Source organism: Streptomyces cinereospinus (genome assembly GCF_042430725.1).
In the GTDB taxonomy this organism is placed as follows: Bacteria; Actinomycetota; Actinomycetes; order Streptomycetales; family Streptomycetaceae; genus Streptomyces; species Streptomyces cinereospinus.
This window is the reverse complement of record NZ_JBHMCY010000040.1, coordinates 44156-67914: the sequence shown is the minus strand read 5'-3', so window position 1 is coordinate 67914 and position 23759 is coordinate 44156. Positions and strand designations below refer to the sequence as shown.

20 protein-coding genes, 1 tRNA gene and 2 pseudogenes are annotated in these 23759 nt (G+C 73.1%); 9 read left to right on the top strand and 14 right to left on the bottom strand.

Annotated elements, in window-relative coordinates; all coding sequences use genetic code 11:
• Positions 1-62 precede the first annotated feature (62 nt).
• Both ACFF45_RS35660 and ACFF45_RS21195 read left to right on the top strand, forming a co-directional pair.
• Positions 63-260, top strand: a pseudogene (locus ACFF45_RS35660) (transposase); the annotation flags it as partial.
• 426 nt (positions 261-686) lie between these two features.
• Entirely contained in the window at positions 687-2030 is a 1344-nt protein-coding gene (locus ACFF45_RS21195; protein WP_381347994.1) for a glycosyltransferase family 39 protein, read from the top strand.
• 411 nt (positions 2031-2441) lie between these two features.
• Here the strand turns inward: ACFF45_RS21195 and ACFF45_RS21190 are convergent, their stop codons facing one another.
• Entirely contained in the window at positions 2442-3335 is an 894-nt protein-coding gene (locus ACFF45_RS21190; protein WP_381347993.1) for a TerD family protein, read from the bottom strand.
• Positions 3336-3542: 207 nt separating this feature from the next.
• On the opposite strand from ACFF45_RS21190, the gene ACFF45_RS21185 reads away from it, so the two are divergent.
• The 3 genes from ACFF45_RS21185 to ACFF45_RS21175 all read left to right on the top strand — a co-directional run bounded on the left by ACFF45_RS21185 (position 3543) and on the right by ACFF45_RS21175 (position 8331).
• Positions 3543-4712: an HpcH/HpaI aldolase/citrate lyase family protein gene (locus ACFF45_RS21185; RefSeq protein ID WP_381347992.1), complete on the top strand. Its 1170-nt coding sequence runs from the start codon at positions 3543-3545 to the stop codon at positions 4710-4712.
• Positions 4713-4930: 218 nt separating this feature from the next.
• On the top strand, positions 4931-7519 hold the full coding sequence (locus ACFF45_RS21180) for a phosphoribosyltransferase (protein ID WP_381347991.1): 2589 nt from the start codon (positions 4931-4933) through the stop codon (positions 7517-7519).
• Positions 7519-8331, top strand: coding sequence for an HAD family hydrolase (locus ACFF45_RS21175; protein WP_381347990.1), 813 nt, complete (start codon positions 7519-7521; stop codon positions 8329-8331). The genes ACFF45_RS21180 and ACFF45_RS21175 overlap by 1 nt, the downstream gene beginning before the upstream one ends.
• 180 nt (positions 8332-8511) lie before the next feature.
• On the opposite strand, the pseudogene ACFF45_RS21170 reads toward ACFF45_RS21175, so the two are convergent.
• The 4 genes and pseudogenes from ACFF45_RS21170 to ACFF45_RS21155 all read right to left on the bottom strand — a co-directional run.
• A pseudogene (locus ACFF45_RS21170) lies at positions 8512-9153 on the bottom strand (DedA family protein); the annotation flags it as partial.
• Between the two features lie 48 nt (positions 9154-9201).
• Positions 9202-9426, bottom strand: coding sequence for an FmdB family zinc ribbon protein (locus ACFF45_RS21165; RefSeq protein WP_381347989.1), 225 nt, complete (start codon positions 9424-9426; stop codon positions 9202-9204).
• A 9-nt stretch (positions 9427-9435) separates the two neighbouring features.
• Positions 9436-10020, bottom strand: coding sequence for a DUF4383 domain-containing protein (locus tag ACFF45_RS21160; RefSeq protein WP_381347988.1), 585 nt, complete (start codon positions 10018-10020; stop codon positions 9436-9438).
• 178 nt (positions 10021-10198) lie between these two features.
• Complete coding sequence (locus ACFF45_RS21155; RefSeq protein ID WP_381347987.1) at positions 10199-11584, bottom strand: coiled-coil domain-containing protein; 1386 nt, start codon at positions 11582-11584, stop codon at positions 10199-10201.
• Positions 11585-11985: 401 nt separating this feature from the next.
• Here ACFF45_RS21155 and ACFF45_RS21150 point away from each other — a divergent pair.
• Positions 11986-12060: transfer RNA gene (locus ACFF45_RS21150), tRNA-Val, on the top strand.
• Positions 12061-12276: 216 nt separating this feature from the next.
• Here the strand turns inward: ACFF45_RS21150 and ACFF45_RS21145 are convergent.
• The 3 genes from ACFF45_RS21145 to ACFF45_RS21135 form a co-directional block, all read right to left on the bottom strand.
• Positions 12277-12873, bottom strand: coding sequence for a hypothetical protein (locus tag ACFF45_RS21145; RefSeq protein WP_381347986.1), 597 nt, complete (start codon positions 12871-12873; stop codon positions 12277-12279).
• Positions 12874-13028: 155 nt separating this feature from the next.
• Positions 13029-13379 carry a DUF8825 domain-containing protein gene (locus ACFF45_RS21140; protein ID WP_381347985.1) on the bottom strand — a complete coding sequence of 117 codons (351 nt, stop codon included), beginning with the start codon at positions 13377-13379 and terminating at the stop codon, positions 13029-13031.
• Positions 13380-13463: 84 nt separating this feature from the next.
• A complete protein-coding gene (locus tag ACFF45_RS21135) occupies positions 13464-14366 on the bottom strand; it encodes a ketopantoate reductase family protein (protein ID WP_381347984.1) in 903 nt (300 codons plus the stop codon).
• Between the two features lie 178 nt (positions 14367-14544).
• On the opposite strand from ACFF45_RS21135, the gene ACFF45_RS21130 reads away from it, so the two are divergent.
• The gene (locus ACFF45_RS21130; protein ID WP_381347983.1) at positions 14545-14775 is read left to right on the top strand and encodes a DUF2277 domain-containing protein; all 231 of its coding nucleotides are present in this window, start codon (positions 14545-14547) and stop codon (positions 14773-14775) included.
• A gap of 16 nt (positions 14776-14791) precedes the next feature.
• Here ACFF45_RS21130 and ACFF45_RS21125 read toward each other — a convergent pair whose 3' ends face one another.
• The 5 genes from ACFF45_RS21125 to ACFF45_RS21105 form a co-directional block, all read right to left on the bottom strand.
• Positions 14792-15406, bottom strand: a complete 615-nt coding sequence (locus tag ACFF45_RS21125) for a hypothetical protein (protein WP_381347982.1) — start codon at positions 15404-15406, stop codon at positions 14792-14794.
• 278 nt (positions 15407-15684) lie between these two features.
• On the bottom strand, positions 15685-16290 hold the full coding sequence (locus ACFF45_RS21120; protein WP_381347981.1) for a DedA family protein: 606 nt from the start codon (positions 16288-16290) through the stop codon (positions 15685-15687).
• A gap of 197 nt (positions 16291-16487) precedes the next feature.
• Positions 16488-18476, bottom strand: a complete 1989-nt coding sequence (locus ACFF45_RS21115) for an FAD/NAD(P)-binding protein (RefSeq protein WP_381347996.1) — start codon at positions 18474-18476, stop codon at positions 16488-16490.
• Positions 18477-18665: 189 nt separating this feature from the next.
• The gene (locus ACFF45_RS21110) at positions 18666-20306 is read right to left on the bottom strand and encodes an alkaline phosphatase D family protein (protein ID WP_381347980.1); all 1641 of its coding nucleotides are present in this window, start codon (positions 20304-20306) and stop codon (positions 18666-18668) included.
• 150 nt (positions 20307-20456) lie between these two features.
• Entirely contained in the window at positions 20457-21101 is a 645-nt protein-coding gene (locus tag ACFF45_RS21105) for an HNH endonuclease family protein (RefSeq protein ID WP_381347979.1), read from the bottom strand.
• Between the two features lie 452 nt (positions 21102-21553).
• Here ACFF45_RS21105 and ACFF45_RS21100 point away from each other — a divergent pair, with 452 nt between their 5' ends.
• Both ACFF45_RS21100 and ACFF45_RS21095 read left to right on the top strand, forming a co-directional pair.
• Positions 21554-22135: a TMEM165/GDT1 family protein gene (locus tag ACFF45_RS21100; RefSeq protein WP_381347978.1), complete on the top strand. Its 582-nt coding sequence runs from the start codon at positions 21554-21556 to the stop codon at positions 22133-22135.
• 188 nt (positions 22136-22323) lie between these two features.
• Positions 22324-22983 (top strand): HAD-IA family hydrolase, encoded by a 660-nt coding sequence (locus ACFF45_RS21095; RefSeq protein WP_381347977.1) that lies wholly within the window; start codon positions 22324-22326, stop codon positions 22981-22983.
• 76 nt (positions 22984-23059) lie between these two features.
• Here ACFF45_RS21095 and ACFF45_RS21090 read toward each other — a convergent pair.
• On the bottom strand, positions 23060-23759 hold a 700-nt coding region (locus tag ACFF45_RS21090), incomplete at its 5' end, for a peptidoglycan-binding domain-containing protein (protein WP_381347976.1).

The window sequence follows — 23759 nt, the reverse complement described above, 5'->3', positions numbered from 1 at the left end:
GCGATCGGGGTCGGTGGAGTGGTAGCCCAGGGCTCCGGCCATCGACGCGCGCTTCTTTTTGACGCGGCTACCGCGACCTGCTGATCGCCGTCCACCGACAGTTCGGGCGGCCGGATCGTGATCGTCCGGGACGACCTCAACGTACAGAAGGTCGCCGGTCTGCGGAAGTTCGCCGCGCTCCGGGACTGGCTGACTATGTACTACTTGCCGCCTCTCAGACATTCGGCCTCAACCCCGTCGAAGGGATGTGGTCGCTCCTGCCGGCCGCCTCTCCAACATCACCTTCACCACGACCCGCCTGGGCCGAAAAGGCAGATGAGTTGATGGTCGGCACGCTCGCGGTGTGGCTGAAAACGATGATCACCGCATGGGCGAGTACCTGTATCCTGCACGGTAGTTAATGCGGAGGTATCGGCACCCTCGTAGAGCCTGATGAGCACCACCGTCTCTGACCGAGGGCGGATCTGTGAACGTGTGGAAGAGGAGGAGTGGGCGCTATTTCATCAGCTGAACTGACCCGTACTCAGGAGGCGGGCGGCGTAATCCGAAAGGAAAGTACTGCGTCTCACTCACGGGTAACGCGAAGGGCTCCACTATTAATCCCCGCCGCAGTTGCGGCGACTTTGGGCTCATGGGGTGTCGAACGCCAGGGCAGCATGTGGCGCGATGAGTCGGTAACGTATCAGGTGGCGCATCGCACCTCTGGAGAAATATGGGCTCTTCTGGGTAATATCGATGCCGTACATGGGTTTTATTACTTCATTATGCATGCGGTGTTCGGTGTGTGGGATGGCGGCCTGATTGCTCTTCGCGTTCCATCGGTCATTGCCACAGTCGTGGCAGCCGCTGGTGTCGGGGCCATAGGGGCGCGCATGGCGGGGCCACGAGCCGGGGTGTTGGCTGGCACAACGTTCGCCATCATTCCCATGGTTCAGCAATATGCTCAAGAAGGCCGGTCATATGCATTGGTCTCAGCGGCGGTGGTTTGGGCTTCCTATTTCTTTGTGCGTGCCATCGAAGATGGCAAACAGTATGTGTGGGCTGCCTACTCCCTGCTCATTGTTGCCGCTGGATGGCTGCATGAATTTGCTGCATTAGTACTGGTAGCCCATGGGGTCACGCTGCTTCTGGTGACTGCCCCACTACGCGTTCGGCTGACTTGGCTGTTCTCCGCAACAGTATCGGTAATTATGCTTTTACCCCTGGCTGTCATTAGCGTCGGACAATCAGGTCAGCAACTTGGATGGTTGGGGCGGCCCGGCCTCAGTGTATGGTTCCAATCCCTTGCTATTTCTGCGGCAGGGATGCTCATGGGATACTTTATCACGCACAACAAGCCTGCATCCATTACAGCGTCTCTGTCGACACGTCTTCCGCTCTCTTCGCTGGCGCTTCCATTGCTGGTTGTACCTAGCGGGCTGCTTTTGGCGATCTCGATCGTTAAGCCTTGGTATGTGGATCGCTATGTCCTCTACAGTGTGACTGGCTTAGCCCTTTTGGCAGGCGTGGCCCTCGATCTAGCTTTACGCCTATGGAAGTTACTTGGCTTGGGAACGAGAAGAATGATCGGCTGCTTCGCAGTCCTTGGTCTGCTCGCCATCTTATTGCCCTGGTCATTGGCCATACGTTCCCCGGACAGCAGGAAGGACGACGCGGTAGCGGTGGCGGCAGTGGTCGCGGCCCAAGCGCTCCCCGGAGACGCCGTCGTATTCATGCCGGCCCGGCGACGTGAGTGGCTCTTGTCCGCACCGGCCACTTACCACAAGACCAACGATCTCCTCCTCAAAAGCTCTCCTGCAGCCTCCCGGACCCTACAGGGGGTCGAAGTGGAACCTGAGATCATCAGGAGCAGGATATTGGAAGAGGGGAGAATCATCGCCCTCACTGATCCTCCCGGACAGCCGCGAGACACCACTGTAGAGGAAGCAGTAAAACGGGAAGTGCTGAGAGAGCATTTCAAACCGTGCCTCCGTTTCAACGTACGCGGCGCCCAGATCACCGTCTACGCTAAACTAAAGAATTGCCCTTAGGGGAGTAACGGCCGGGTTCAAGCCGCGGACGGTTCTGACGGACGCCGGAGGAAGTGCATCGGCGCCGGGTAATTGGCCTGGTGTCCTGAGTTGTTGATTTATGTGCTTACGCGGCAAGGGGGTCGAGGATGTCGTCGGCGGTCGTCGTCCAGACGAACGGCTCGGGGTGCTTGTCCCACCGCGTGCCGTGTCGGGCACAGGTGCGCCGCGACGTCCTTGTTCGACGCGTCGGCGGCACACGCCAGGACGATCCGGCAGCGCAGGGCCCAGCCTGGCGGCGTGCTACGGCACCGCACCCATCCCTCCAGCGCAGCCCGTTCCTCGCCCGGCAGGAGTAACTCCGCCTGCGGCCACCCAGTACGCGCCACCAGGCAACCCTACGTATCTGAATCGAACTCCTGACTCAAACGACTAGCGGCCGATGAACTGCGGGCCCTGGGGTGGCAGGCGGAAGTCGGGGTCCGGGGCTGCGGGGACCGGGACCGGGGGCGGGTAGCCGTAGCCGGACGCGGCGGTCGCCGGGGCCGCCTGCGGGTAGCCGTAGGAAGGGGGCTGGGCGGCCGGGTGCGGGTAGCCGTAGGCGGGCTGCGCCGTCACCGGCTGCTGTTGCTGCTGGGGGTAGCCGTACGCGGGCTGCGCGGCCTGCTGCGGTACCACCGCCGTCGGCTGCTCCGGGGGCAACGGGCGCGACACCTCGGGGGTGGCCGAGGCCGCGGCGGACGTGCCGTCGGTACCGGACCCCGCCTCCTCCTGGGCCGCCTCGGACTCGTCCACGGAGATCCCGAAGTCGGTCGCCAGGCCCTTCAGCCCGTTCGAATACCCCTCCCCGAGCGCCCGGAACTTCCAGCCCTCGCCGCGCCGGTACAGCTCGCCGCAGATCAGCGCGGTCTCCTGCCCCGTCTCCGGCTTGACGTCGAAGTACGCCAGCGGCTCCCCCTCGGGCGCCGCCGCGTCGTACAGCATGATGCGCAGTGACCGTACGCGGTCGAACGTCACCCCGTCCGCCGAGGCGACCAGGAGAATCCGGCCGACATCGGGCTCGACACCGGTCAGTTCCGTCTGGATCGTGTCGGTCATGCCCTCGGTGACGCGCTTCTTGCCGAGCCGCCACACCGTCCCGGAGGGGTGCCGGGGCTGGTTGTAGAAGACGAAGTCCTCGTCGGAACGCACGCGACCGCCGGGGCCGAGGAGCAGCGCGGAGGCGTCGACGTCCGGGACCCCCTGTCCGGGCGTCCAGCGCAGCACGGCGCGCACCGTCGCGGCTTCGAGCGGGACGTTCGACCCCTTCAACATCGCGTGCGTCATGCGGTCATCCTGCCTTCTCGGTCCTGCTCACGACAACGCGGGGTCGGCGGGCGCCGAGCCGTGCGGCAGACCCGCGGCACGGTGCTGCCCGCCCCCGCGTAACTTGGAGTTCATGCCTGGCGGGAACCCATGACATGGACTTCTACGTACTATTACCGGCCACCTTCCACCGGAACCCAGGCCGCCTAAGCACCACGGGGAAGTTTTATGCGTCATTTCGGGCATTTCGCCCCTGAGGTGCGGCAGCGCCTCTTCCACCAGGAGCCGTGCGAGTTCACCGCCGACTCCCCGGCCCGGCTGCTCTCCGCGGCCCTGGGCGCCACGCTCTACAGCCCGGCCACCAGGCCGCGGCTGGCCGAGGACATCGTCAAGCAGGCCGGTCGCGGCGTGGTCTCGATGGTGCTGTGCCTGGAGGACTCGATCGGCGACGAGGACGTCCCGGCCGGCGAGGAGAACCTCGTACGCCAGTTCGTCGACCTCGCCGAGCGCGTCCCCGCCGCCGACCTCCCCCTGCTGTTCATCCGGGTCCGCGCCCCCGAGCAGATCCCCGACCTGGTCCGCCGCCTGGGCCCGACCGTCCGGCTGCTGTCCGGATTCGTGCTGCCGAAGTTCACCGCGGAGCGCGGCATCCCCTTCCTGGAGGCCGCCGCCGTCGCCGAGGCGGCCTGCGGACGGCGGCTCTTCGCCATGCCGGTCCTGGAGTCCCCCGAGCTGCTCTACCGCGAGTCCCGTGTGGAGACCCTGGAGGGCATCTCCCGGGCCGTCGACAAGTACCGCGACCGCGTCCTCGCCCTGCGCCTCGGCGTGACCGACTTCTGCTCCTCGTACGGGCTGCGCAGGGCCCCCGACATGACCGCGTACGACGTGCAGGTCGTCGCCTCCGTGATCGCCGACGTGGTGAACATGCTGGGGCGGGCCGACGGCACCGGCTTCACGGTGACGGGCCCGGTGTGGGAGTACTTCCGGGTGCAGGAACGTATGTTCAAGCCTCAGCTGCGGCGCAGCCCCTTCCTGGAGGGCCAGGCCGAGGAGCTCCGCGAGGCCCTGATCGAGCACGCCATGGACGGGCTGCTCCGGGAGATCGCGCTGGACCAGGCCAACGGTCTGCTCGGCAAGACCTGCATCCACCCCTCGCACGTCCTGCCCGTGCACGCGCTGTCGGTCGTCAGCCACGAGGAGTACAGCGACGCCCAGGACATCCTGCGGCCGGAACGGCTGGGCGGCGGAGTCCTGCGGTCGGCGTACACGAACAAGATGAACGAGGTGAAGCCGCACCGCGCCTGGGCCGAGCGGACCCTGCTGCGGGCCGAGGTCTTCGGCGTCGCCAACGAGGACGTCGGTTTCGTCGAGCTGCTCGCCGCGGGGATTCCCGGGTGAACGGCGACGCCCGGGCGCAGCAGGGTTCCCGGGTGAACGGGGAGTCCCGGGGCGAACCCGGGAATCCCGGGGCGAACCCAGGATTCCCGGACGGACCAGGATTTCCGGGCGGAGCAGGATTTCCGGGTGAGCGCCGCGGGGCACCACAAGGGTGGGCACCGCCCCAGCACAGTCAACGCCGCCGAAGGTCTCCGCACTCGGCCGAACACAGGGAACGCATGGACAAGGCAGTGAACGACGGGTCCGACCGGGGCGAGCGTCCCGTGCGGGGTGAGGGTCCCTACCGGGACGAGGCTTCCGCGCGGGGTGAGGGTCCCTACCGGGGCGAGGCTTCCGCGCGGGGTGACGGGGTCTGGTCCGGCAGCTGGGTCGCCGAGCGGCTCGGGGTGGCACTGGTCGGTGACGACACCCTCACCGACCTGCTCGGGCTCGCCCTGCGGCGCAACCCCAAGCGGGCCCACCTCCTGGTGTCGAACGTGCTCGGCAAACACGTCCCGCAGTCCCCGTCGGTCGTCTACGGCGCCGGCTTCACCCTCGGCCGCCGGGTGCGGGACCTGCTGGGTGCCGCCGGGGCGCGTACCGCCGTGGTCCTCGGGTACGCCGAGACGGCCACCGGTCTCGGCCACGCCGTCGCGGACGGCCTCGGCGACGCCCCCTACCTGCACTCCACCCGCCGCCCCGTCCCCGGGGCCGCCCGGGCCGGCGGCTTCGAGGAGTCCCACTCGCACGCCACGTCCCACCTCCTCCTCCCCGAGGACCCCGCCCTCCTCGCCGGGGACGGACCCCTGGTCCTGGTCGACGACGAGTTCTCCACCGGCAACACCGTCCTCAACACCATCCGCGCGCTGCACGAGCGCTTTCCCCGCGACCGGTACGTCGTGGTCGCCCTGGTCGACCTGCGCTCCGCCGCCGACCAGGGCCGCCTGACCGACTTCGCCGCCGGGACGGGCGCCCGGATCGACCTGGTGGCCGCGGCCCGGGGAACGCTGCGGCTGCCGGCCGGGGTGCTGGAGAACGGGCAGGCCCTGGTCGCCGCGCACGAGCGGGCGGCGGCCGGGGACCCGGCGCGCGGTGAGCGGGGCGCACCGTCCGGCGCCGGGGACGGGCGGATCGCCCGGGTCGACCTGAGCTGGCCGGCCGGGGTGCCGGACGGCGGCCGGCACGGCTTCACCGCCGCCCACCGCCGGCGTCTGGAGGCCGCCCTGCCCGCCATGGGCGCCCGGCTCGCCGGGGCGCTGCCGCCCGGGGCCCGCCGGGTGCTGGTCCTCGGCTGCGAGGAACTGATGTACGCCCCGCTCCGGCTCGCCCGCGAACTGGAGCGACTGGTCCCGGCCGCGGACGTCCGGTTCTCCACCACCACCCGTTCGCCCGTCCTCGCCGTCGACGACCCCGGCTACGCCATCCGCACCCGCCTCGTCTTCCCGGCCCACGACGACCCCGCCGACGGCCCCGGTGAGCGCTACACCTACAACGTCGCCGGCGGTGATTTCGACGCCGTGCTGGCCGTCGTCGACTCGACCGCCGACACCCCCGCCCTGCACGCCCCCGGCGGCCTCCTCGCCCGGCTCGCGCAGCACACCCCGCACGTCCTGCTCGCCGTCGTCCCGTCGTACGTCCCCGCGGCTCCGCCCGCCTGTGAAAGGCCCGCCATGCTGTCCGAGCCCCTCCGCGGCCCCGCCTTCTCCAGTTACGCGCCCGACGAGGTCGGCTGGCTGCTCCAGGACCTGTCGGACGTCACCCTGGAGGCGCCGACCGAGGAACGCGAGGAGGCGATCCAGCGCGGCGGCGCGCACTACGCCGAGTCGCTGCCGGTCGAGTACCAGCCCAGCGAGCGGTACCAGGCACTGTTCCACGCGGCGCTGGAGGAGTCCGCGGCCCGCATCGCGCACGCCGTCGGGGTCGTGACCGAGACCGTCCTCGCCGAGCGGTCACCCCGCCCCGTCCTGGTCTCCCTCGCCCGCGCCGGCACCCCCGTCGGTGTCCTGATGCGCCGCTGGGCCCGGCACCGGCACGGCCTCGACCTGCCGCACTACGCGGTGTCCATCGTCCGCGGCCGCGGCATCGACGCCAACGCGCTGCGCTGGCTGGCCGGCCGGCACGACCCGCGCGACGTCGTCTTCGTCGACGGCTGGACCGGCAAGGGCGCCATCACCCGCGAACTCGCCGCCGCCCTGCGCGAGTTCGAGGAGGCGGAAGGCGTGACCGGCTTCGATCCGGAGATCGCCGTACTGGCCGACCCCGGCTCCTGCGTCCGCACCTACGGCACCCGCGAGGACTTCCTCATCCCGTCCGCCTGCCTCAACTCCACGGTCTCCGGGCTGATATCCCGCACCGTCCTCCGCGCCGACCTGGTCGGCCCGCACGACTACCACGGCGCGAAGTTCTACCGCGAACTCGCCGGCGCCGACGTCTCGACCACCTTCCTCGACGCCGTCTCCGCCCGCTTCGACGAGGTCACGGACGCGGTCGGCGCCGCCGCGAAGGAACTGCTCTCCGCCGACCGCACCCCCACCTGGGAGGGCTGGGCGGCCGTCGAGCGCATCAGCGAGGAGTACGGCATCCACGACGTGAACCTCGTCAAGCCCGGCGTCGGCGAGACCACCCGCGTCCTGCTGCGGCGGGTGCCCTGGAAGATCCTGGCCCGGGCCGGGGCGGGCCCCGACCTCGACCACGTCCGGCTGCTGGCCGGCCAGCGCGGCGTGCCGGTCGAGGAGGTCACCGGACTGCCCTACACCTGCGTCGGGCTGATCCATCCCCAGTACACGCGTGGCGCGACCGGCGCCGACGGAAAGGCGGTGGCGGTCTGATGCCGGTGCTGGTGGCGAGTGATCTCGACCGTACGCTCATCTACTCCTGCGCCGCGCTGGCGCTGACCATGCCGGACGCGCGGGCGCCCCGGCTGCTCTGTGTCGAGGTGCACGAGAGCATGCCGCTGTCCTACCTGACCGAGACGGCGGCGGGGCTGCTCACCGAACTCGCCGACGCCGCGGTCTTCGTGCCCACCACGACCCGCACCCGCAGGCAGTACCTGCGCATCAACCTCCCCGGTCCCACGCCGACGTACGCGATCTGCGCCAACGGCGGGCACCTGCTGGTGGACGGTGTCTCCGACCCCGACTGGCACGCGAGCGTCCTGGCGCGGCTGGCCGACGAGTGCGCGTCGCTGGACGAGGTGCAGGACCATCTGCTGACCGCCGCCGACCCGGTCTGGGTGCGCAAGCACCGGGTCGCCGACGACCTCTTCGCCTACCTCGTCGTCGAGCGCGAACTGCTGCCCGAGGAGTGGGTGAAGGAGCTGGCGGTGTGGGCCGAGAACCGCGGCTGGACGGTCTCCCTGCAGGGCCGCAAGATCTACGCCGTGCCCAAGCCGCTCACCAAGAGCGCCGCCGTGCGCGAGGTCGCCCGCCGCACCGGCGCCGACCTCACCCTCGCCGCGGGCGACTCCCTCCTCGACGCCGACCTCCTGCTCGCCGCGGACCGGGGCTGGCGGCCCAGCCACGGCGAACTGGCCGACAGCGGCTGGACCGCTCCCGACATCACCGTCCTCCCCGAGCGTGGCGTACTGGCGGGCGAACGCATCCTGCGGGAGTTCCTGCGGGCGTCGGGGGAGCGCCCGTAGCGCCGGGGAGTGAGGGAGGGCGTCCGCGAGGCGCCCGTAGCGGCAAGCGGCGTCCGCGGCGGCGGCACCGGTGAGGGCCCGCGGTGGCGGTACCTGGGAACCTTCGCGGTGGCGGTACCGGGGAACGCGTCCGCGGTGGCGGCACCGGGGAACGTCCCCGGCGGTGGCACGGGTTCACGCGCCTCCGGCGCGCCTCCTCGTGCCGCCGCCCGGGCGCAGCAGCCGTACCGCGACGAAGGCCGCGACCGCCACCGCCGCGGCGACGAGGACGACCCGCGAGTACGTGGACACGACGGCCGTCACCTCGGTCCACTTCTCGCCCAGCGCGTAGCCGGCCAGGACGAACACCGTGTTCCAGATCGCGCTGCCCAGCGCCGTCAGGCCGAGGAACACCGGCAGGCGCATGCGCTCGACGCCGGCCGGGACCGAGATCAGGCTGCGGAAGACGGGGATCATCCGCCCGAAGAACACCGCCCTGGTCCCGTGCCGGAGGAACCAGGCCTCGGTCCGCTCGACGTCCGCCACCTTCACCAGCGGCAGCCGCGCCGCGATCGCCAGCGTGCGGTCGCGGCCGAGCAGCGCCCCCACCCCGTACAGCGCGAGCGCGCCGATCACCGAGCCGGCCGTGGTCCAGATCAGCGCGGCGTACAGGTTCATCTGCCCGGTACTGGCGGCGAACCCGGCCAACGGCAGGATCACCTCGCTGGGCAGCGGCGGGAACAGGTTCTCCAGCGCCACCGCGAGCCCGGCGCCCGGCGCGCCGAGGGTGTCCATGAGCTCGTTGATCCACTGGGGCGCCGCCTGCGCTGCGATGGCTGTCATGCGGCGCAGGCTAGGGAACCCAAGCTGAAGAGAGCCTGAGGAAACCGGTCAGCCGCAGCAGCCCCCGCCGCAGCAACCGCCGCCGCCCCCGCCGCCCGCGCGCGGCGCGGGTGCCGGGGCCGTGGCCGAGCCGCCCACCGCGACGGTCGACAGCAGTTTCACCGTGTCGTCGTGGCCCGTGGGGCAGGTGGCCGGGGCGGCGGACTCGGCCATGGGGCGGCTCAGTTCGAACGTGTCGCCGCAGGTCCGGCAGCGGTACTCGTAGCGAGGCATGCCCACAGGTTAACGGGCGTCCCCCGGGGGCGGCAGGGACCGGTCGCCCGCCGCCGCGTCGCGACGGCCCGCCTCCCGGGGCTCCGCCTCGACCATGTCGGGGTGGCGGGCCCGCCAGTAGGGGTTGTCGTGCGGCAGGGCCGAGCCGACCCTCCCGTACATCCCGAAGAACATCAGGACCACCCCGAAGACGAAGCTGAACAGCACGTTCTGTATGCGGAAGGCCAGGAAGTTGTACTCCGTCTCCAGCAGCCCCAGGTTCAGGAAGCCGCTGAGGATGAAGGCGATGCCGACCACCATGTTGAGCGTCGAGGCGAAGTTGCCGCCGATCACCATGCCCACGAAGAGCAGCAGGCCCACGCAGATCGACAGGACGCTCAGGGCGCCGTTCGTGTTGAGCCCGACGACCTGGTCGCCGCGGGTGTCGAAGAAGCCGACCTTGTCGATCAGACCGAGGATGCCGAACGCGATCAGTACCAGACCCATCAGTCCGGCGCCGAAGCGGTAGACCCGGTTCAGGCGGTGGTCGACGGGGAGGTGCTTGTCGAACTCGATCCGTCGCCGTTCTTCCCCGTGCGCTGCGTGTGTGGCCATGGCGCCTCCCTCGGGGCGATGGCGGAGGCCGTGCGTCCCTTTCCCCTCAATATCCGCCCGCCCGGCCGGGGAGGGCAACACAGGGAGGTGACGGCGGGGCTGCGGCCCAGGTCAGTGGCGGGGGCGCGGGTGGGCGGGCCGGTGGGGCCAGCCGGGTCGGACGGGCGGGGTGGGCGGGTCAGTGCGCGCCGGCTCCGCGCTCCTCGCGGATCCGCGCGACGACGTGCGCCACGGTGCGCCGGACCGCCTCCGTCTCGGTCAGGAAGTGCCAGTAGTCCGGGTGGCGGCCTTCCAGGGTGGCGATCGCCCGTTCCAGCCGGTTGACGGAGTCGTCCAGCGGGCGGGCGTGGCGGGGGTCGGGGGTGTGGCGGCCGGCCATGGCGAGCCGCTGGGCGTCCCGGAGGGCGAACCGGGTCCGTTCGATCTCCTGCCGGGGGTCCTTCTGGACGGCGTTCAGCCGCCTGAGGCGGTCGCCGGCGGCGGAGACCGCCTCGTCGGTGGAGTTCAGCAGGGCCCGGGCGGTGGACAGCAGGGCGGTGGCGTCGGGCCAGCGCTGGTCCCGGCGTGCCGCCTGGGCCTCGGCCAGCTTCCGCTCGGCCTGCCGGACGCTCTCCGCGGCCTGCGCGGGCACGGGCTGGAGGTCCTGCCAGCAGGCCGCGGTGAACCGCCGGCGCAGTTCGCTGAGGACGGGTTCGACCTGGCCGGCGCGGGTGGTCAGGGCCTGGGCGCGGGTGCGCAGGGAGACCAGGCGCCGGTCGATCTCGGCGGCCCGTTCCGGCAGGCGTTCGGCCTCCGCGCGGATGGCCTCGGCCTCCCGGGCGACCCGCTCGGCCCGCTCCAGGGTCCGGGGGACGCCGTGCCGGCCGGCGCCCTGGTTCAGCTTGGTCAGCTCCGGGGCGAGGGCGGCGAGCCGGGCGGCGAGGTCGTCGGCCCGCAGCCCCGATCCCCGTACGGCGTCCAGGGCGTTGGAGGCGGCGAGCAGGGACCGGCGGGCGCGTTCCACGGCGGGGGCCAGCCGGGCGAGCTGGGTCTCGGCCTTGCCGAGCAGCGGGCCCAGGCCGTCGGCGAAGCGGTCCAGGTCCCGCTTGACCCGGCCGAGCTCGTCCTGGGCCCGGGCGAGCTCGGTGCGGGCGCGCGCGGCGGCCGAGGCCTCCAGGTCGTCGCGGTCGAGATCGTGGGCGTCGACGGCGTTGATGTACTGGTGGCTGGCCTCGTCGATGCGGTGGCCGAGCGCCTCGAAGTCGGCGGCGGCACGCCGGGCGGCGGGGGAGTCGTCGACGGCCGCGATCGTCTCGACCGAGATGCGCAGGTCGCGCTGGGCGGTGTCGAGTTCGTAGAACGCGGCCGCGGCGGCGTCCTTCGCGGCCTGCGCCTCGGCGCGCTGGCTCTCGGCGCGCCCGCCGAACCAGCGCCGGGTGCCGCCGCCGGCGAACGCGGCGGGCAGCGCCAGGGCCGCGACCAGCGGAAGGCCGATCAGGGCCAGGGCGTCACGGACTGTGGTGGCGGCACGGCGGCGCACGCGCGGCGTCGACGGCGAGTCCGGCTGAGGTGGTGTCGCCGTCACATCCCTCTCCCGTGCTGTCATCCGCCCTGCCCGGTGTCCGTCATTCTCCCACCGGTTAAGGACGAACACACGGGGCGGTCAGTTCACCGTCCGGACCGTGACTTCGCCGCCGCCGCCGGCGCGGGCGGCGACGACGTGCCGGCCGGAGTCGTCACAGGGCGCCGGCGGCCGCGGCGCGGGCGGACACGGAAGCGGTACGGAGCACAGTGGTTCCCCCTCGTCAGGCTGCGGGACGCCTCCCGAAGGGACCCGAACGGCGGGGAAGGCGACTCCTCGACCGTACGGACCCGGCCCCCGCCAGGGGATCCGGGCCGCTCCCGCGGAACCGGGGCGGGGTCAGCCCCCGTCGATACGGGTTTGCCGCGCACCGCCCCGGGCAAGGTAGGCTGTCGACTCGTCCTGGGCGCGTAGCTCAGCGGTAGAGCGCCGCCCTTACAAGGCGGATGTCGGCGGTTCGAAACCGTCCGCGCCCACCAGTCGCAGGACACGACTCAGGCCCAGTTCAGCGGGTGGATACCCGGAGACCTGGGCCTTGGTCTTTCTCACTCGCGCAGCCGCCGTGCCAGGCACGGGCCGGACGGGCCGCTGCACGAGCCGGTGGTCCCGTCGTGGGGGAGCGGTTCGCGGGCGGGGTGTCCTCAGCGGCCCGCACGGGGACCACCGGCACCACGGCGCGAGCCCGCGCGGGCGGGTCAGCGTGGTGGCTGTGGGGCGTCGAGGGTGGTGGTTCTCGTCGGCGCGGGGGATTCCGCCCACGTGCTCTCCGGTCCCTCCGCCTTCAGGCGGTCGAGCGTCGACGGCGCCGAGCAGGCGAAGTCGGGATTCTGCGTGCTGCATGCCGTCTCCGGCTCCCCGGGGCCCTCGTGGACCAGGGCGGCGGACCAGCGCATGGTCGCGGGTGTCTCCTTGACCGTGAACGTCGCGCTCCACGTCTTGGTGTCGGCGTCGACGCGTGCGCGTCGCACTTCCCAGGAAGCAGGGGTCGCGGACGCGCCGTGGGTGTTCTGTCGCTGCCCGAACGCGTAGACGATCCATCTTGGGTCCGGTGCGCCGTACGTGCCGACGAGGGTCACGATCACCTCGGTGGACGATCGTTCGTGCGTGATCGAGTCGATGTGCACGAAGGAAGCGGACCGGGTCGTCGGGGCGGGAGTGGGCGAGACCTCGTCCCGACCGGAGTTGCCGTCCCCGCCGTCGGGCAGGAGCGCCACCACGACGGCGGCCGCTCCGGCCACCAGGCCCGCCAGCAGGGTCTGCCAGCCGTGGGAGACGGCGAGCAGCCGGTGCATCCGGCCTGCCCGCGGAGTCTCCGGCGGGCCCTGGCCCGAAGACGGAGACGGAGACGGAGACCGATCCGGATCGCGTGGTGAGGGTGGCATGTGAATCCCCTGTCGGGCCGCACCACCAGAATCCCTCCGGATCGCACGGGGCGCACACCGGTCCGTCAGGCGTCCCGGCCGGGGTCCGGTGCCACCTCGGGGGTGTGCTTCAGGCCGGCTCGGGCGTTCACGCGGTCGGGGCCGGTGAGGCCGGACCAGTGGCGGTGCGTGCTGACGAAGATCGCGAGTTCCCGTTCGCGGCGGCGGAGCTTCTCGACCTCGGCCTGCTCGTCGGCGGTCCAGCCGGGGGAGGCGGGGCGTTCGATCTTGCGCCAGTTGCCCGCGTCGCTGAAGCCGTCCAAGGGCTCGACCGACCAGGGGAGCCGCTTGAGCAGGGCCGACAGCTCGGCCCGGACCTGGTGCAGCTCCTCCTGGCCGGCGCGGAGGTCGCTCGGGAAGTCGTAGGTCGTCGCCACGGCGGTAATGCTACGCCTGTTCGAATTTGAGTCGCGACTCCGTCAGGGGGCTGCACGCGAACGGGCGTACGGGTGTGGTGCGCGTCAGGGACCGGCTCGACGCAGTTCACGCACCAGCCGCGCCGCCACCGGCGTGGGTACGCCGTGCCGCTCGGCCGCGCGCAGCAGCGCCCCGCCGATGGCCTCCAGTTCCAGGGGGCGGCCCGCCTCGGCGTCGCGCTGCATGGACGATCTGGTGCCCGGCGGGAAGGCGTCGAAGCGGGCCAGCGTCTCGGCCGGGCCGGCCGGGCCGCCGCAGGCGCGGCTGACGGCCGCCGTCTCCGTCACGAGGGCGGTGAGTTCGTCGCGGTGGCGGGTGCGGATGTCGCCGAGGGGAGCGGCGTAGTGGGTGGTGAGCAGCGCGAGCGGTGCCAGGAACGACAGCTTCGCCCAGAGGGCGGCCGTCTCGTCGTCCAGGATGCGGGTGGTGAGGCCCGCGGCCGCCAGGGCGGCGGCCGTCGCGTCGAGGCGGTGCCGGGGGACGGGGTCGCCGGTGAGGTCGATCTCGGCGAAGGGGCTGGCGTGTTCGATCTCGCCCGGCGCGACGCGGGTGGACTCGACGCGGATGACGGCGGGGGCGACCCGGTCGGGGCGGTAGCGGGACCGCAGATGGGCCGGGTGTTCCACGCCGTTGAGGAACGGGACGAGCAGGGCGTCGCCGAGGGCGGGGGCGGGGACGCGGGGGAGTGCGGCGTCCAGGGCGGTGTGCTTGACGGTGATCAGGCAGGCGTCGACCGGTTCGCGCAGTTCGGTGTCTGCTTCCACCGGGGTGGTGAAGTCGCCGTAGCGGGCGCTGCGGACGTGGAGGCCGGTGGTGCGCAGGGCCCGGGCCGTGGTGTCGCCGGCCAGGCAGATCACGCGGTGGCCGGCGCGGGCGAGGAGGGCGGCGAGCAGACCGCCCACGCCGCCGGGGCCCAGTACCGCCACGGTCAGCGCTTCGTGCGCCATCGTGTGCTCCTCTCGCCGGTCGGCCCCCGAACGGGTGGCCGCCTCAGAGGGCATCATGGCAGGCCGCGGGTGGGCGCGTCGGTGGCGGCCGTGGATCCGGCGGTGTCCGGGGATCCGGTCCCCGGCGAGTGCCGCCGGACGCGGGACACGCGAGGGTGGGCCGGGTGAGACTGGGGGCATGTGCCGCAGCATCAAGACGCTTCGTCCGCCCGTCCTGCCCGAAGAGGCGACGGAGGAGGACATCCGGGCCGCCGCGTTGCAGTACGTGCGCAAGGTGTCCGGCTTCCGGGCGCCGGCCGCCCACAACCGCGAGGTCTTCGACCGGGCCGTCGACGCGATCGCCGAGGCCACGGCCGAGCTGCTGGAAGGGCTGGAGGTGCGCGGGCGGGCCGCCCGCCGGGCCGGGTAGCCGGCCCGTCCCCGGTTCAGTACCGCTGCGCCTTGGTGACCGCGGCCGTCAGCCGCCGGCCCGGGGCCAGGTGGCTGACGGCGAGGGGCTGCTTCCCGGCGCCGGGCGCCAGGTCCTGCGCGCCCACGTAGCGGGTCTCGACCACCTCGCCGTCGGAGTCGCGGAAGTCGACCTGCACCGCGTAGGACGCGGTCCGGTCCGTGCGGTTGGTGATGTTCACGACGACGGCGATCAGGTCCGCGGCCTCGGCCCGCGGCTTCCCGGTGAGGGACACGTCGGCCATGGCGTTGCCCTGGCCGTCGACGTCCGCCAGCGCGCGCCGCGCGGCCGCGTGGGCGCGTGCGACCTCGGCCGACACCGACGCCTCGAACTCCGAGGCGCGGGCGGAGGCGGAGGACGCCGCGGCCGAGACCCGCGCCCGGGCGGATGCCGCCAGCGTGGCGAGGGCGGAGGCGGGCGTGCCGGAGAAGGACGCGGTGTAGGGGCCGGAGGGTGTCGGCCGGGGGGAGGCGGTGCCGTCGTCGCCCTCGTCCCCGCCGCAGGAGACGAGGGCCGCCGCACTCGCGGCCGCGATCAGCAGCCCGGCCAGCGCGGTCGCCACCCGGGCCCGGTGCGGTGGTGTGGTCGCCATGACGTCCCTTTTCATAGGCTCCGCCTGCTTGCGTGACGTTATGCGTTACATCGTGCACGGTGAGTGAGTGATCGGCTATCCGAAGGCCGGATGGACAGTGCGTACCGGCATCGCGTGACCGACCCTGAGACGCATGACCCGAGCCGAGGCCACGGAGGGCCCCGACGCCGGGCGCCGCACGGCGAAGCCGGCCCTTCCCGCGCGGGCCGCCCGGGTCGTCGGCTCCATGGCGGGCGCCGCAGGCCGGGGGCGGCGTTCGCCCGCCGCCCCCGGAGCGCTCAGGCCCGCCGCATCAGATACGTGGCCCCCGCCCCCGCCCCGCCCAGCGCGAGCAGGGACACGCCGGTGGCCAGCCAGGTCGCGCCCAGCCAGTGGGCGCCGAAGTAGCCGAGGGCCACGCTGTAGACGGCCCAGGACAGGCCCGCCAGGGCCGACCAGGGCAGGAAGTCCCGGGCGCGGCGGTGGGCGGCACCGGCGATCAGGGAGACGACCGAGCGGCCGGCGGGCGCGAAGCGGGCCAGCACGACCAGGGCGCCGCCGCCGCGCGCGAGGGCGGAGCCGAGACGTTCCTGCGCGGTGCGCAGGCGGCGCGAGCGGGCCAGGGCGCGGTGCAGACGGGCACCACCGCGCCAGGCGAGACGGTAGGCGACCAGGTCGCCCAGCACGGACGCGGTCGTGGCGCAGAGGGTGAGGACCAGCATGTCGGGGGCGTCGGCCGGGACCTGCGCCGGCACCGCCCCGGAACCGGCGGCGGCCGCCGTCGCGGCCATGATGACCAGCACCCCGCTCGGCAGGACCGGTACGAACACGTCGAGCAGGATCGACGCGGCCACCATGGCGTAGATCCATGGACTGCCCGTCAGTGATCCCACACTCTCCAGCACCGCGACTCCCCCGTAGTCCCCCCGTGAGTCACACAGCGTACGCCGGGGGTGTGACAGGGGGTCACGGGGGCTCGTGCGTTCGGTGCGGAACGCTCACGTCCGTGCCGCTCCCCGGACGCTCACGTCCGTGCCGCTCCCTGGACGCTCACGTCCGTGCCGCTCCCCGGACGCTCACGTCCGTGCCGTTCGCGGGACCTTCAGGTCCGTGCCGTTCGCGCACCCCGGCCGGCGCGGCCGTCCGGCTGCCGCGGGACGGCGACGGTGACCGGTGCCCTCCCCGGCGACGGTTCCGGCTCCGCCGCCAGCCGCAGCGCCGCCCGCGCCACCGCGTCCGAGTCGGACAGCAGCACCGAGTCCACCCCGGGCCGCGCCCCGGCCGCCGTGACCCAGTGCACCCCTTCCGTGGGCACCCCGAACGCGAACCGCCGCTCGTGCGCCCGGCCCTGACGGTCCAGCAGGCGGTACGGCCGCCGGGTCACGTCCAGCCCGCCCGTCTCGTAGCCGTCGACGGTGTGCGGCCGGCACTGGCCGGTGCTCAGCAGCCCGGCGAGCAACTCGTCCTCGACGCGGCGCAGTTCGGGCTCCGGGAGCCGCGCCTCGACCAGCGCGGTCACCCGGACCGCCGACCCCGGCACCCGCGGCGAGCGCGCCACCCACGCCCCGTCCGCGCACCGCACCTCCAGCCGCGGCCCGAGCACCTCCACCACGCCGGCCCGCACCAGCGCGGCCAGTTCCTCGGTGCGGCGCCGGGGCGGGCCGATGGAGAGGAAGGCGTTGAGCGGGGTGTACCAGCGGTCCAGGTGGTCCCGGCGGGACACGCCGGTCAGCCCGGCGTGGTCGACGATCAGCCGGATCTCGTTGCGCAGGTCGCGCAGTACGTCCTGGGCCGCCTTCAGCGGGCCCTGCGCGTTGCCCAGGGCGGCCTGGGCGGCGTCCTCGCGCAGATGCGACAGCAGCCAGTCCCGCCAGGAGCCGGGGCCGTCGAACACGTGCCCCGCGTACGGCCGGGACATCCGCTCCCAGGACCAGCGGTCCGCCGCCGCGACGCCGTACGCGTCGAGCAGCCGGGCCTCGCGGGGATCACCGTGCGGAACCGCGAGGTAGCGCTCGACGAACGCACCCGGGCCGCCCGGCACCGCGGTGTCCCCGCCCGCCGGCGCCGTGGCCTCGCCCAGCAGCGTCGCGTAGTAGACCGTCTCGACCTCCTTGGCCACCAGCGGCCATATCTCCGCCAGGAAGTCGGGCGCGTCCCCGGAGTCCGCGCGCTTGCGGAAGCCCTCGATCACCTGCGCGGTGAGCAAGAGGGGCTGGTGGCGGCCGAAGGGCCCCTTGGCGTTGTCGCCGCGCGCCTGGTACGGGACGCCGCGCCGGGAACCGGCGTACAGGCGGGGCTCGCGCCCGGAGGGGACATAGCGCAGCCCGTCCCCGGTGCCGGTGAAGCGGCCGCCGCGGCCGGTGGTCAGCAGGGCCATGTGGTCGAAGAAGTTCAGGCCCAGGCCGCGCAGCAGCACCGGTTCGCCGGGCTGGAGCGGGGTCAGGTCGACGTCCGCCGGATTGGCGGGCGGCACGTACCGCAGGCCGTGGCGGGCGGCGTACGACGACTGCCGCCGCTGTTCGGCGTCCGGCGCGGCCGGCAGGTGGCCCTGCACGAGGACGACCGCCGCGAGACCGGTCAGCACCCGGCCGTCGTCCAGGGCGAGGACCTGACGGCCGTCGGGGCCGTCGTCGAGCCGGACCGCGCGGGCCGTGTGGACCTCGACGCGCACCCCGGCCGGCGCCTGCCGCACCACCCGCGCGAACACCCACTCCAGATAACGGCCGTACTGGCGGCGGGTCGGGTAGTCGTCGGGGCCGAGGTCGCCGCCCGCCCACTCGTACAGGCTCGGGCCCGGACGGATCGGTCCCGAGCAGTCCACGGTCTCGTCCGTGAAAAGCGTCACTTGCGAGGCGACCGTGTTCATCAGCAGCTCGCCCGACTGTGCGGTGCGCCACACGCGCCCGGGGCCGGGCGGCGCCGGGTCGATCACGTGCACCGTCAACGGCGTGTCCGGCGGCAGCAGTTCGGCGGCGGAGGCGCACAGGCGCTCCAGCACGCTGGTGCCGCGCGGCCCGGCTCCGACCAGGGCGACGGCCGGCGCGGACGGCGCCCTCCGCGAGGAACCCTCCGGTATGGAGGAGTCCGGCATGGATTCCGCGGTCGGTGCAGGCAAGGCGGTGACTCCCGGGCAGGTGGGGCACAGTGCGGCGGACCGCCCGAGGGATCCCGAGGGAGCCCGAGGCGTCCCGTGGGAACCCACGGGAAGCGGACGGTCCGCCTCATCATGCCGTCGGGAGCACCAGAAGCCAACGCGGGTCCCAGAGGTCCGGGATGTGTCTCATGGGGTGGTCAGGACCGACTCGTCCACGGTGACGAGCCGCGCCGCATCCCGCCCGTCCCCCTGGGTGTGCTCCAGCAGCAGCCGCGCGGAACGCCCGTTCAGCGTCAGCGTCATGAGCTGGTTGCCGAACCAGGGCCCGCCCGTGCACCGCCAGTCGACCGGCGGCCGGGGCACCTTGCCGTGCCCGGCGATCCGGCGGCCCAGGAAGCGGGCCACGCCGCTCCAGCCGAAGCGGAAACCCAACTTCAGCGGCAGTGGGATCGAGTTGTGCACGGGCGAGCAGGTGAGCTGGAGCACTTTGGCGCGCGGCCCGCCGGAGGCCCACACCGGCTCGGCCACGTACGCGTGGTGCACGTCCCCCGACAGCACGCACACGGTCGCCGGCGCCCGGTCGCCCGAGCCCGCCTCGGCGATCAGCGCGGCCAGCGCGTCGAAGGACTCCGGGAAGGCCGACCAGTGCTCCAGGTCGCCCGCCCGCCGCATCTTCTCGCCCCAGCGCGCCCAGCGTTCCCCCCGCTCGCCCCGGCACAGCGCCGCGCTCCACCCCTCGGCGTCGTGCACCAGGTGCGGCAGCAGCCAGGGCAGGGAGGTGCCGATCAGGAGGTGGTCGTACGAGCCCGGCTCGTCCAGCGCCTCGGTGCGCAGCCACTCCTGCTCGCCGGCGTCGAGCATGGAGCGCTCGCCCTCGGCCAGGACGCGGGCCGCGCGGCTGTCCACCATCAGCAGCCGGACCCGCCCGAAGTCGCGCCGGTAGCTCCACCGCACGGACGCCGGGTCGGCGTCGGCCCGGGTGGCGAAGTCGCGCAGCAGGCCGGTGGCGTCCGGGGTGTCCCGTACGGCCGCGTAGAGCGGGTCGGCGGCCAGTTCGGCGGGGGAGAGGTTGCCCAGGTGCTGGTGGACCCAGTAGGACATCAGGCCGCTGACCACCCGCTCCTGCCACCAGTCGGTGGCGCGCATGTCGGCGAGCCAGGAGGCGGAGGTGTTCCAGTCGTCGATCACGTCGTGGTCGTCGAAGATCATGCAGGTGGGCACGGTGGACAGCAGCCAGCGGACCTGTGAGTCCAGCCAGGACTCGTAGTACAGCTGGGTGTACTCCTCGTAGTCGGCCACCCCGGTGCCCGGCGGCCTGCTCAGGTCGCGGCGGGCGGCCAGCCGGCGCTGCATGGCCCGGGAGGTCTCGTCGGCGTAGATCTGGTCGCCGAGCAGCAGCAGGACGTCCGGGCGTCCGGACGCGGGACCGGACGCGATGCGGGTGGCCAGGGTGTCCAGGGCGTCGGGGCCGACCGGGTCCTTCGCGTCGCCCGGGGGCGCGGCCCACCGGCAGGAGCCGAAGGCGATCCGGACGGTGTCGTCGGCGAACCCGGCGCGGATCACCGAGGGCGGGTGCGGCGAGTCGGGCAGCGGCCACACACGGGTGCCGTCCAGCAGCACCTCGTACTCCGTCGCCGTTCCGGCGGTCAGGCCGGTGACCGGCACCAGCGCGTAGTGATGGCCCGCGACCTGGAAGGTGGGGGCCGAGCCGTGCGCGCCGTCGGCGCAGCGCACCTCGGCGGTGCACGGGTGGCTCGCCTCGACCCAGACGGTCGCGGCCGAGTCGTCGACGTAGCGCAGCAGTGGTCCCAGGCGCAGTCCGGTCACGTGATCGCCCGCCTCTTCTCCGGTCGGCTCGGTACGGGACGTCCCGCAGGTCCGCCTCCTCCGTCGCCCCGTACGGTACGGAACGACGGAGGCCGGCGGGGAGGTTCCGCGCCGGAAGCCGCGCGTCGGAACGGCGGGAGGCCGGGTGGGTCAGCAGGCGGCCAGGTGGTTGGTGAGCGCGTTCTTCTCGGCGGAGTCGACCGAGAGGCCGTAGTAGTACTTCACCTGGACCCAGGCGCGCACGTAGGTGCAGCGGTAGGTGGTGCGGGAGGGCATCCAGGTGGCCGGGTCCTGGTCGCCCTTGGACTGGTTGACGTCGTCGGTGACCGCGAGCAGCTGCGGGCGGGTGAGGTCGTTGGCGAAGGACTGGCGGCGGGAGGTGGTCCAGCTGTCGGCGCCGGAGTCCCAGGCCTCGGCGAGCGGGACGAGGTGGTCGATGTCGACGTCGGAGGCGGCGTACCAGGTGGCGCCGTCGTAGGGCGAGTACCAGCTGCCGCTGGTGGCGGCGCAGGAGGAGTCGGTGACCACGCCGGAGCCGTCGCGCTGGAGGACGGTCTCCCGGGTGTTGCAGGTGCCGGACTGGGTGATCCAGTGCGGGAACAGGTCGCGGTTGTAGCCGGTGCGGTCCTCGGTCGCCACGGTGAGCTGGGCGAGGTAGGAGCGGGCGGTGGCGCCGCTGACCGGGGTGGGCAGGGCGGCGGAGGCGGTGGGGGCGCTGAAGAGGGACACGGTGGCGGCGAGGGCACCGGCCGCCGCGGCGATGCTCAGCCGTCGACGCGCGTAGAACCTGGACATGCGGACTCCCTGGGGAAGGTGGGGGTGTTGGCGTGCGGGCGAGGGAATGCTTGCCGTGCCGTGTTGCGAACGGGTGTGCGTTCGGTGAGAAGCTAATGACGCGGGCATGACACGACTGGATGCGGGACCGGACGTGCCCGCCGGTGGGGTCGGTGGGGCCTGTGGGGCCGGTGGGGCCGTCCGCCGGGGGGCCGGTGGGGCCGGTGGGGCCGTCGCGTACGATGGGGGGCGCAGAAGGGGAGTAGCTCTTCGCCGGACCGTCGACACACTGCTCAGCCCGTGAGGGATCTGGGCCGGCGCCCGGAGGCGGGCCTCGGCGACGAGGCCGGCCAGCGAGACCTTCGGCCAGCAGTACACGCCCGTGCCCCTCGGCACGGGTGCACGTGTGCTGCCGTGCCGAGGTCCGATGTTCCCCCGACTCTCGGCCGGCGGCCCCGACCGATTGAGGAACCTTGATCAGCCCGACCGTCACGGCGCTCGTCTTCGGCGTCGTCTTCCTCGCCGAACTGCCCGACAAGACCGCACTCGCCGGACTCGTCCTCGGCACCCGCTACCGCGCCTCGTACGTCTTCGCCGGCGTCGCCGCGGCCTTCGCGCTGCACGTCGCGCTCGCCGTCGCGGCGGGCAGCGCGCTGACGCTGCTGCCGCAGCAGCTGGTGCACGCGCTGACCGGTGTGCTCTTCCTGGGCGGGGCGGCGATGCTGCTGCTGAAGAAGGACGACGGCGAGGAGGAGATCCGCAGGCCGGAGGACCAGTCCTTCTGGAAGGTGGCCGGGGCCGGGTTCATGCTCATCCTGGTCGCCGAGTTCGGCGACCTGACGCAGATCATGACCGCGAACCTCGCGGCGCGCTACGACGATCCGCTCTCCGTGGGCCTGGGTGCCGTGCTGGCGCTGTGGGCGGTGGCCGGGCTGGGCATCGTCGGGGGCAGGGCGCTGATGAAGCGGGTGCCGTTGGGGCTGATCACCAGAATCGCGGCGCTGCTGATGCTGGGCCTCGGGGTGTGGAGCCTGTGGGAGGCCGTCACCGGCTGAGCTGAACGCCGGGTGAAGGGTTGACCACGGCACTGGCGGTGGCGCGACTTGTTTTGTACCGTGGAGAAACAAAGTGGCTCCCGCCCGTTTTCCCTGACCGGCGGGCGGGGCCGCCTTGTCTCCCGGGCCGGCGCCCGCGCCGGCGCCCTTCCCGCCGCCCTCCCCGTCGCGTACTGGAGCTGCTGCCGATGACGGCCACCACCGTGCTCACCGCCCGTGCCCTCCTGCTCGACATGGACGGCACCCTCGTCAACTCCGACGCCGTGGTGGAGCGGATCTGGCGGCGCTGGGCGGAGCGGCACGGGCTGGACGGCGACGAGGTCATGAAGGTCGTGCACGGCCGGCAGGGGTACGCGTCGATGGCCGTGCTGCTGCCGGGCCGGCCGATGGAGCGCAACCTCGCGGACAACGCGCGGATGCTCGCGGAGGAGACCGCCGACCTGGAGGGCGTCGTCGCCGTCCCCGGCGCGGGGCCGTTCCTGGCGTCCCTGCGGGGGCTGCCGCACGCGCTGGTGACCTCGGCGGACGCACCGCTGTCCACGGCGCGGATGGCCGCGGCGGGACTGGCGCTGCCGGACGTGCGGGTGACCGCCGAGTCGGTGGGCGCGAGCAAGCCGGACCCCGAGGGCTTCCTCAAGGGCGCCGCCGAACTGGGCGTGGCGCCCGCGGACTGCCTGGTCTTCGAGGACTCCGGGGCGGGCATCGCGGCGGGGCGCGCCGCGGGGATGCGGGTCGTGGGGGTGGGGCCGCGGGCCGCGGCGCACCGCCCGGACGTACTGGTCCGGGACCTGACGGGCGTGCGGGTGGAGAACGCCGGGGACGGGGAGATCCGGGTCTCGTTCGCGTAGGCGGCTCGACGGGGATGCGAAGCCCGCACCCCCGTGGGGAGATCCGGGCCGGTCCCGTCCCGCGCGAGGGCGCGCGTCAGGGCCGGGAGGTCTCCGACTCCAGCTTCTCCCGGGTCTCCGGGCCGTAGACGCCCAGCTCGTCGCCCCGCACGCCGCGGGCCCACTGGTAGTTGCGCACGGCGTACTCGACCTGCCGGGTGTACCGGCCGTCCGGGTCGTCGTTGTACAGGTAGAGCTGGCGCAGGCGGAGCTGGAGTTCCGTCACCTCGGGGCCAAAGTCGCCCCGGCCGAGGACCGGGGCCGGCTCGTCGCGGTCGGCGGGGGCCGGGGAGTCCGTCGTCCGGGCCGGGGACGGGGCCGGCCCGGCGGCCGGAGCGGTGGGGGACGGCGTCGCGGACGCCGGTGACGCGGTCGGCGTGGCGGAGGGGGTCGGCGACGCCGTGGGCGCCGGCGACGGGGAGCGCGTCACCGGGGCCGACGGCGCGGTGGTCGGCGCCGCCGTGGCGACCGGGTTCGGCGGGGTCGTGCGGGCCTGCGGTACCGCCTCGCGCACCGACTCCGGGGCCGCGCCGTCCCGTGCCGGGGGCTCGTAGGAGAACAGGCCGCTCGCGAAACCCGCCACCGCGGCCGCGGCGAGCACCGCGCCGGACACCGCCAGGAGCGCCGTACGGCGGCGGGGGGTGCCGGGGTGGTCCTCGGGCGCCGTGGCCCGCGGGGCGGCCGGGCCGGCGGGGGCCGGGTGCGGGGCGGGCTCCGCCGGGGGCGGGGGCGTCCCC

What these genes read in the sequence shown, in the direction of transcription:
- ACFF45_RS21190 (WP_381347993.1), bottom strand. Translation starts at nt 3,335, where the DNA reads ATGACGCACGCGATGTTGAAGGGGTCGAACGTCCCGCTCGAAGCCGCG.
- ACFF45_RS21185 (WP_381347992.1), top strand. Translation starts at nt 3,543, where the DNA reads ATGCGTCATTTCGGGCATTTCGCCCCTGAGGTGCGGCAGCGCCTCTTC.
- ACFF45_RS21180 (WP_381347991.1), top strand. Translation starts at nt 4,931, where the DNA reads ATGGACAAGGCAGTGAACGACGGGTCCGACCGGGGCGAGCGTCCCGTG.
- ACFF45_RS21175 (WP_381347990.1), top strand. Translation starts at nt 7,519, where the DNA reads ATGCCGGTGCTGGTGGCGAGTGATCTCGACCGTACGCTCATCTACTCC.
- ACFF45_RS21165 (WP_381347989.1), bottom strand. Translation starts at nt 9,426, where the DNA reads ATGCCTCGCTACGAGTACCGCTGCCGGACCTGCGGCGACACGTTCGAA.
- ACFF45_RS21160 (WP_381347988.1), bottom strand. Translation starts at nt 10,020, where the DNA reads ATGGCCACACACGCAGCGCACGGGGAAGAACGGCGACGGATCGAGTTC.
- ACFF45_RS21145 (WP_381347986.1), bottom strand. Translation starts at nt 12,873, where the DNA reads ATGCACCGGCTGCTCGCCGTCTCCCACGGCTGGCAGACCCTGCTGGCG.
- ACFF45_RS21135 (WP_381347984.1), bottom strand. Translation starts at nt 14,366, where the DNA reads ATGGCGCACGAAGCGCTGACCGTGGCGGTACTGGGCCCCGGCGGCGTG.
- ACFF45_RS21130 (WP_381347983.1), top strand. Translation starts at nt 14,545, where the DNA reads ATGTGCCGCAGCATCAAGACGCTTCGTCCGCCCGTCCTGCCCGAAGAG.
- ACFF45_RS21125 (WP_381347982.1), bottom strand. Translation starts at nt 15,406, where the DNA reads ATGGCGACCACACCACCGCACCGGGCCCGGGTGGCGACCGCGCTGGCC.
- ACFF45_RS21115 (WP_381347996.1), bottom strand. Translation starts at nt 18,476, where the DNA reads ATGCCGGACTCCTCCATACCGGAGGGTTCCTCGCGGAGGGCGCCGTCC.
- ACFF45_RS21105 (WP_381347979.1), bottom strand. Translation starts at nt 21,101, where the DNA reads ATGTCCAGGTTCTACGCGCGTCGACGGCTGAGCATCGCCGCGGCGGCC.
- ACFF45_RS21095 (WP_381347977.1), top strand. Translation starts at nt 22,324, where the DNA reads ATGACGGCCACCACCGTGCTCACCGCCCGTGCCCTCCTGCTCGACATG.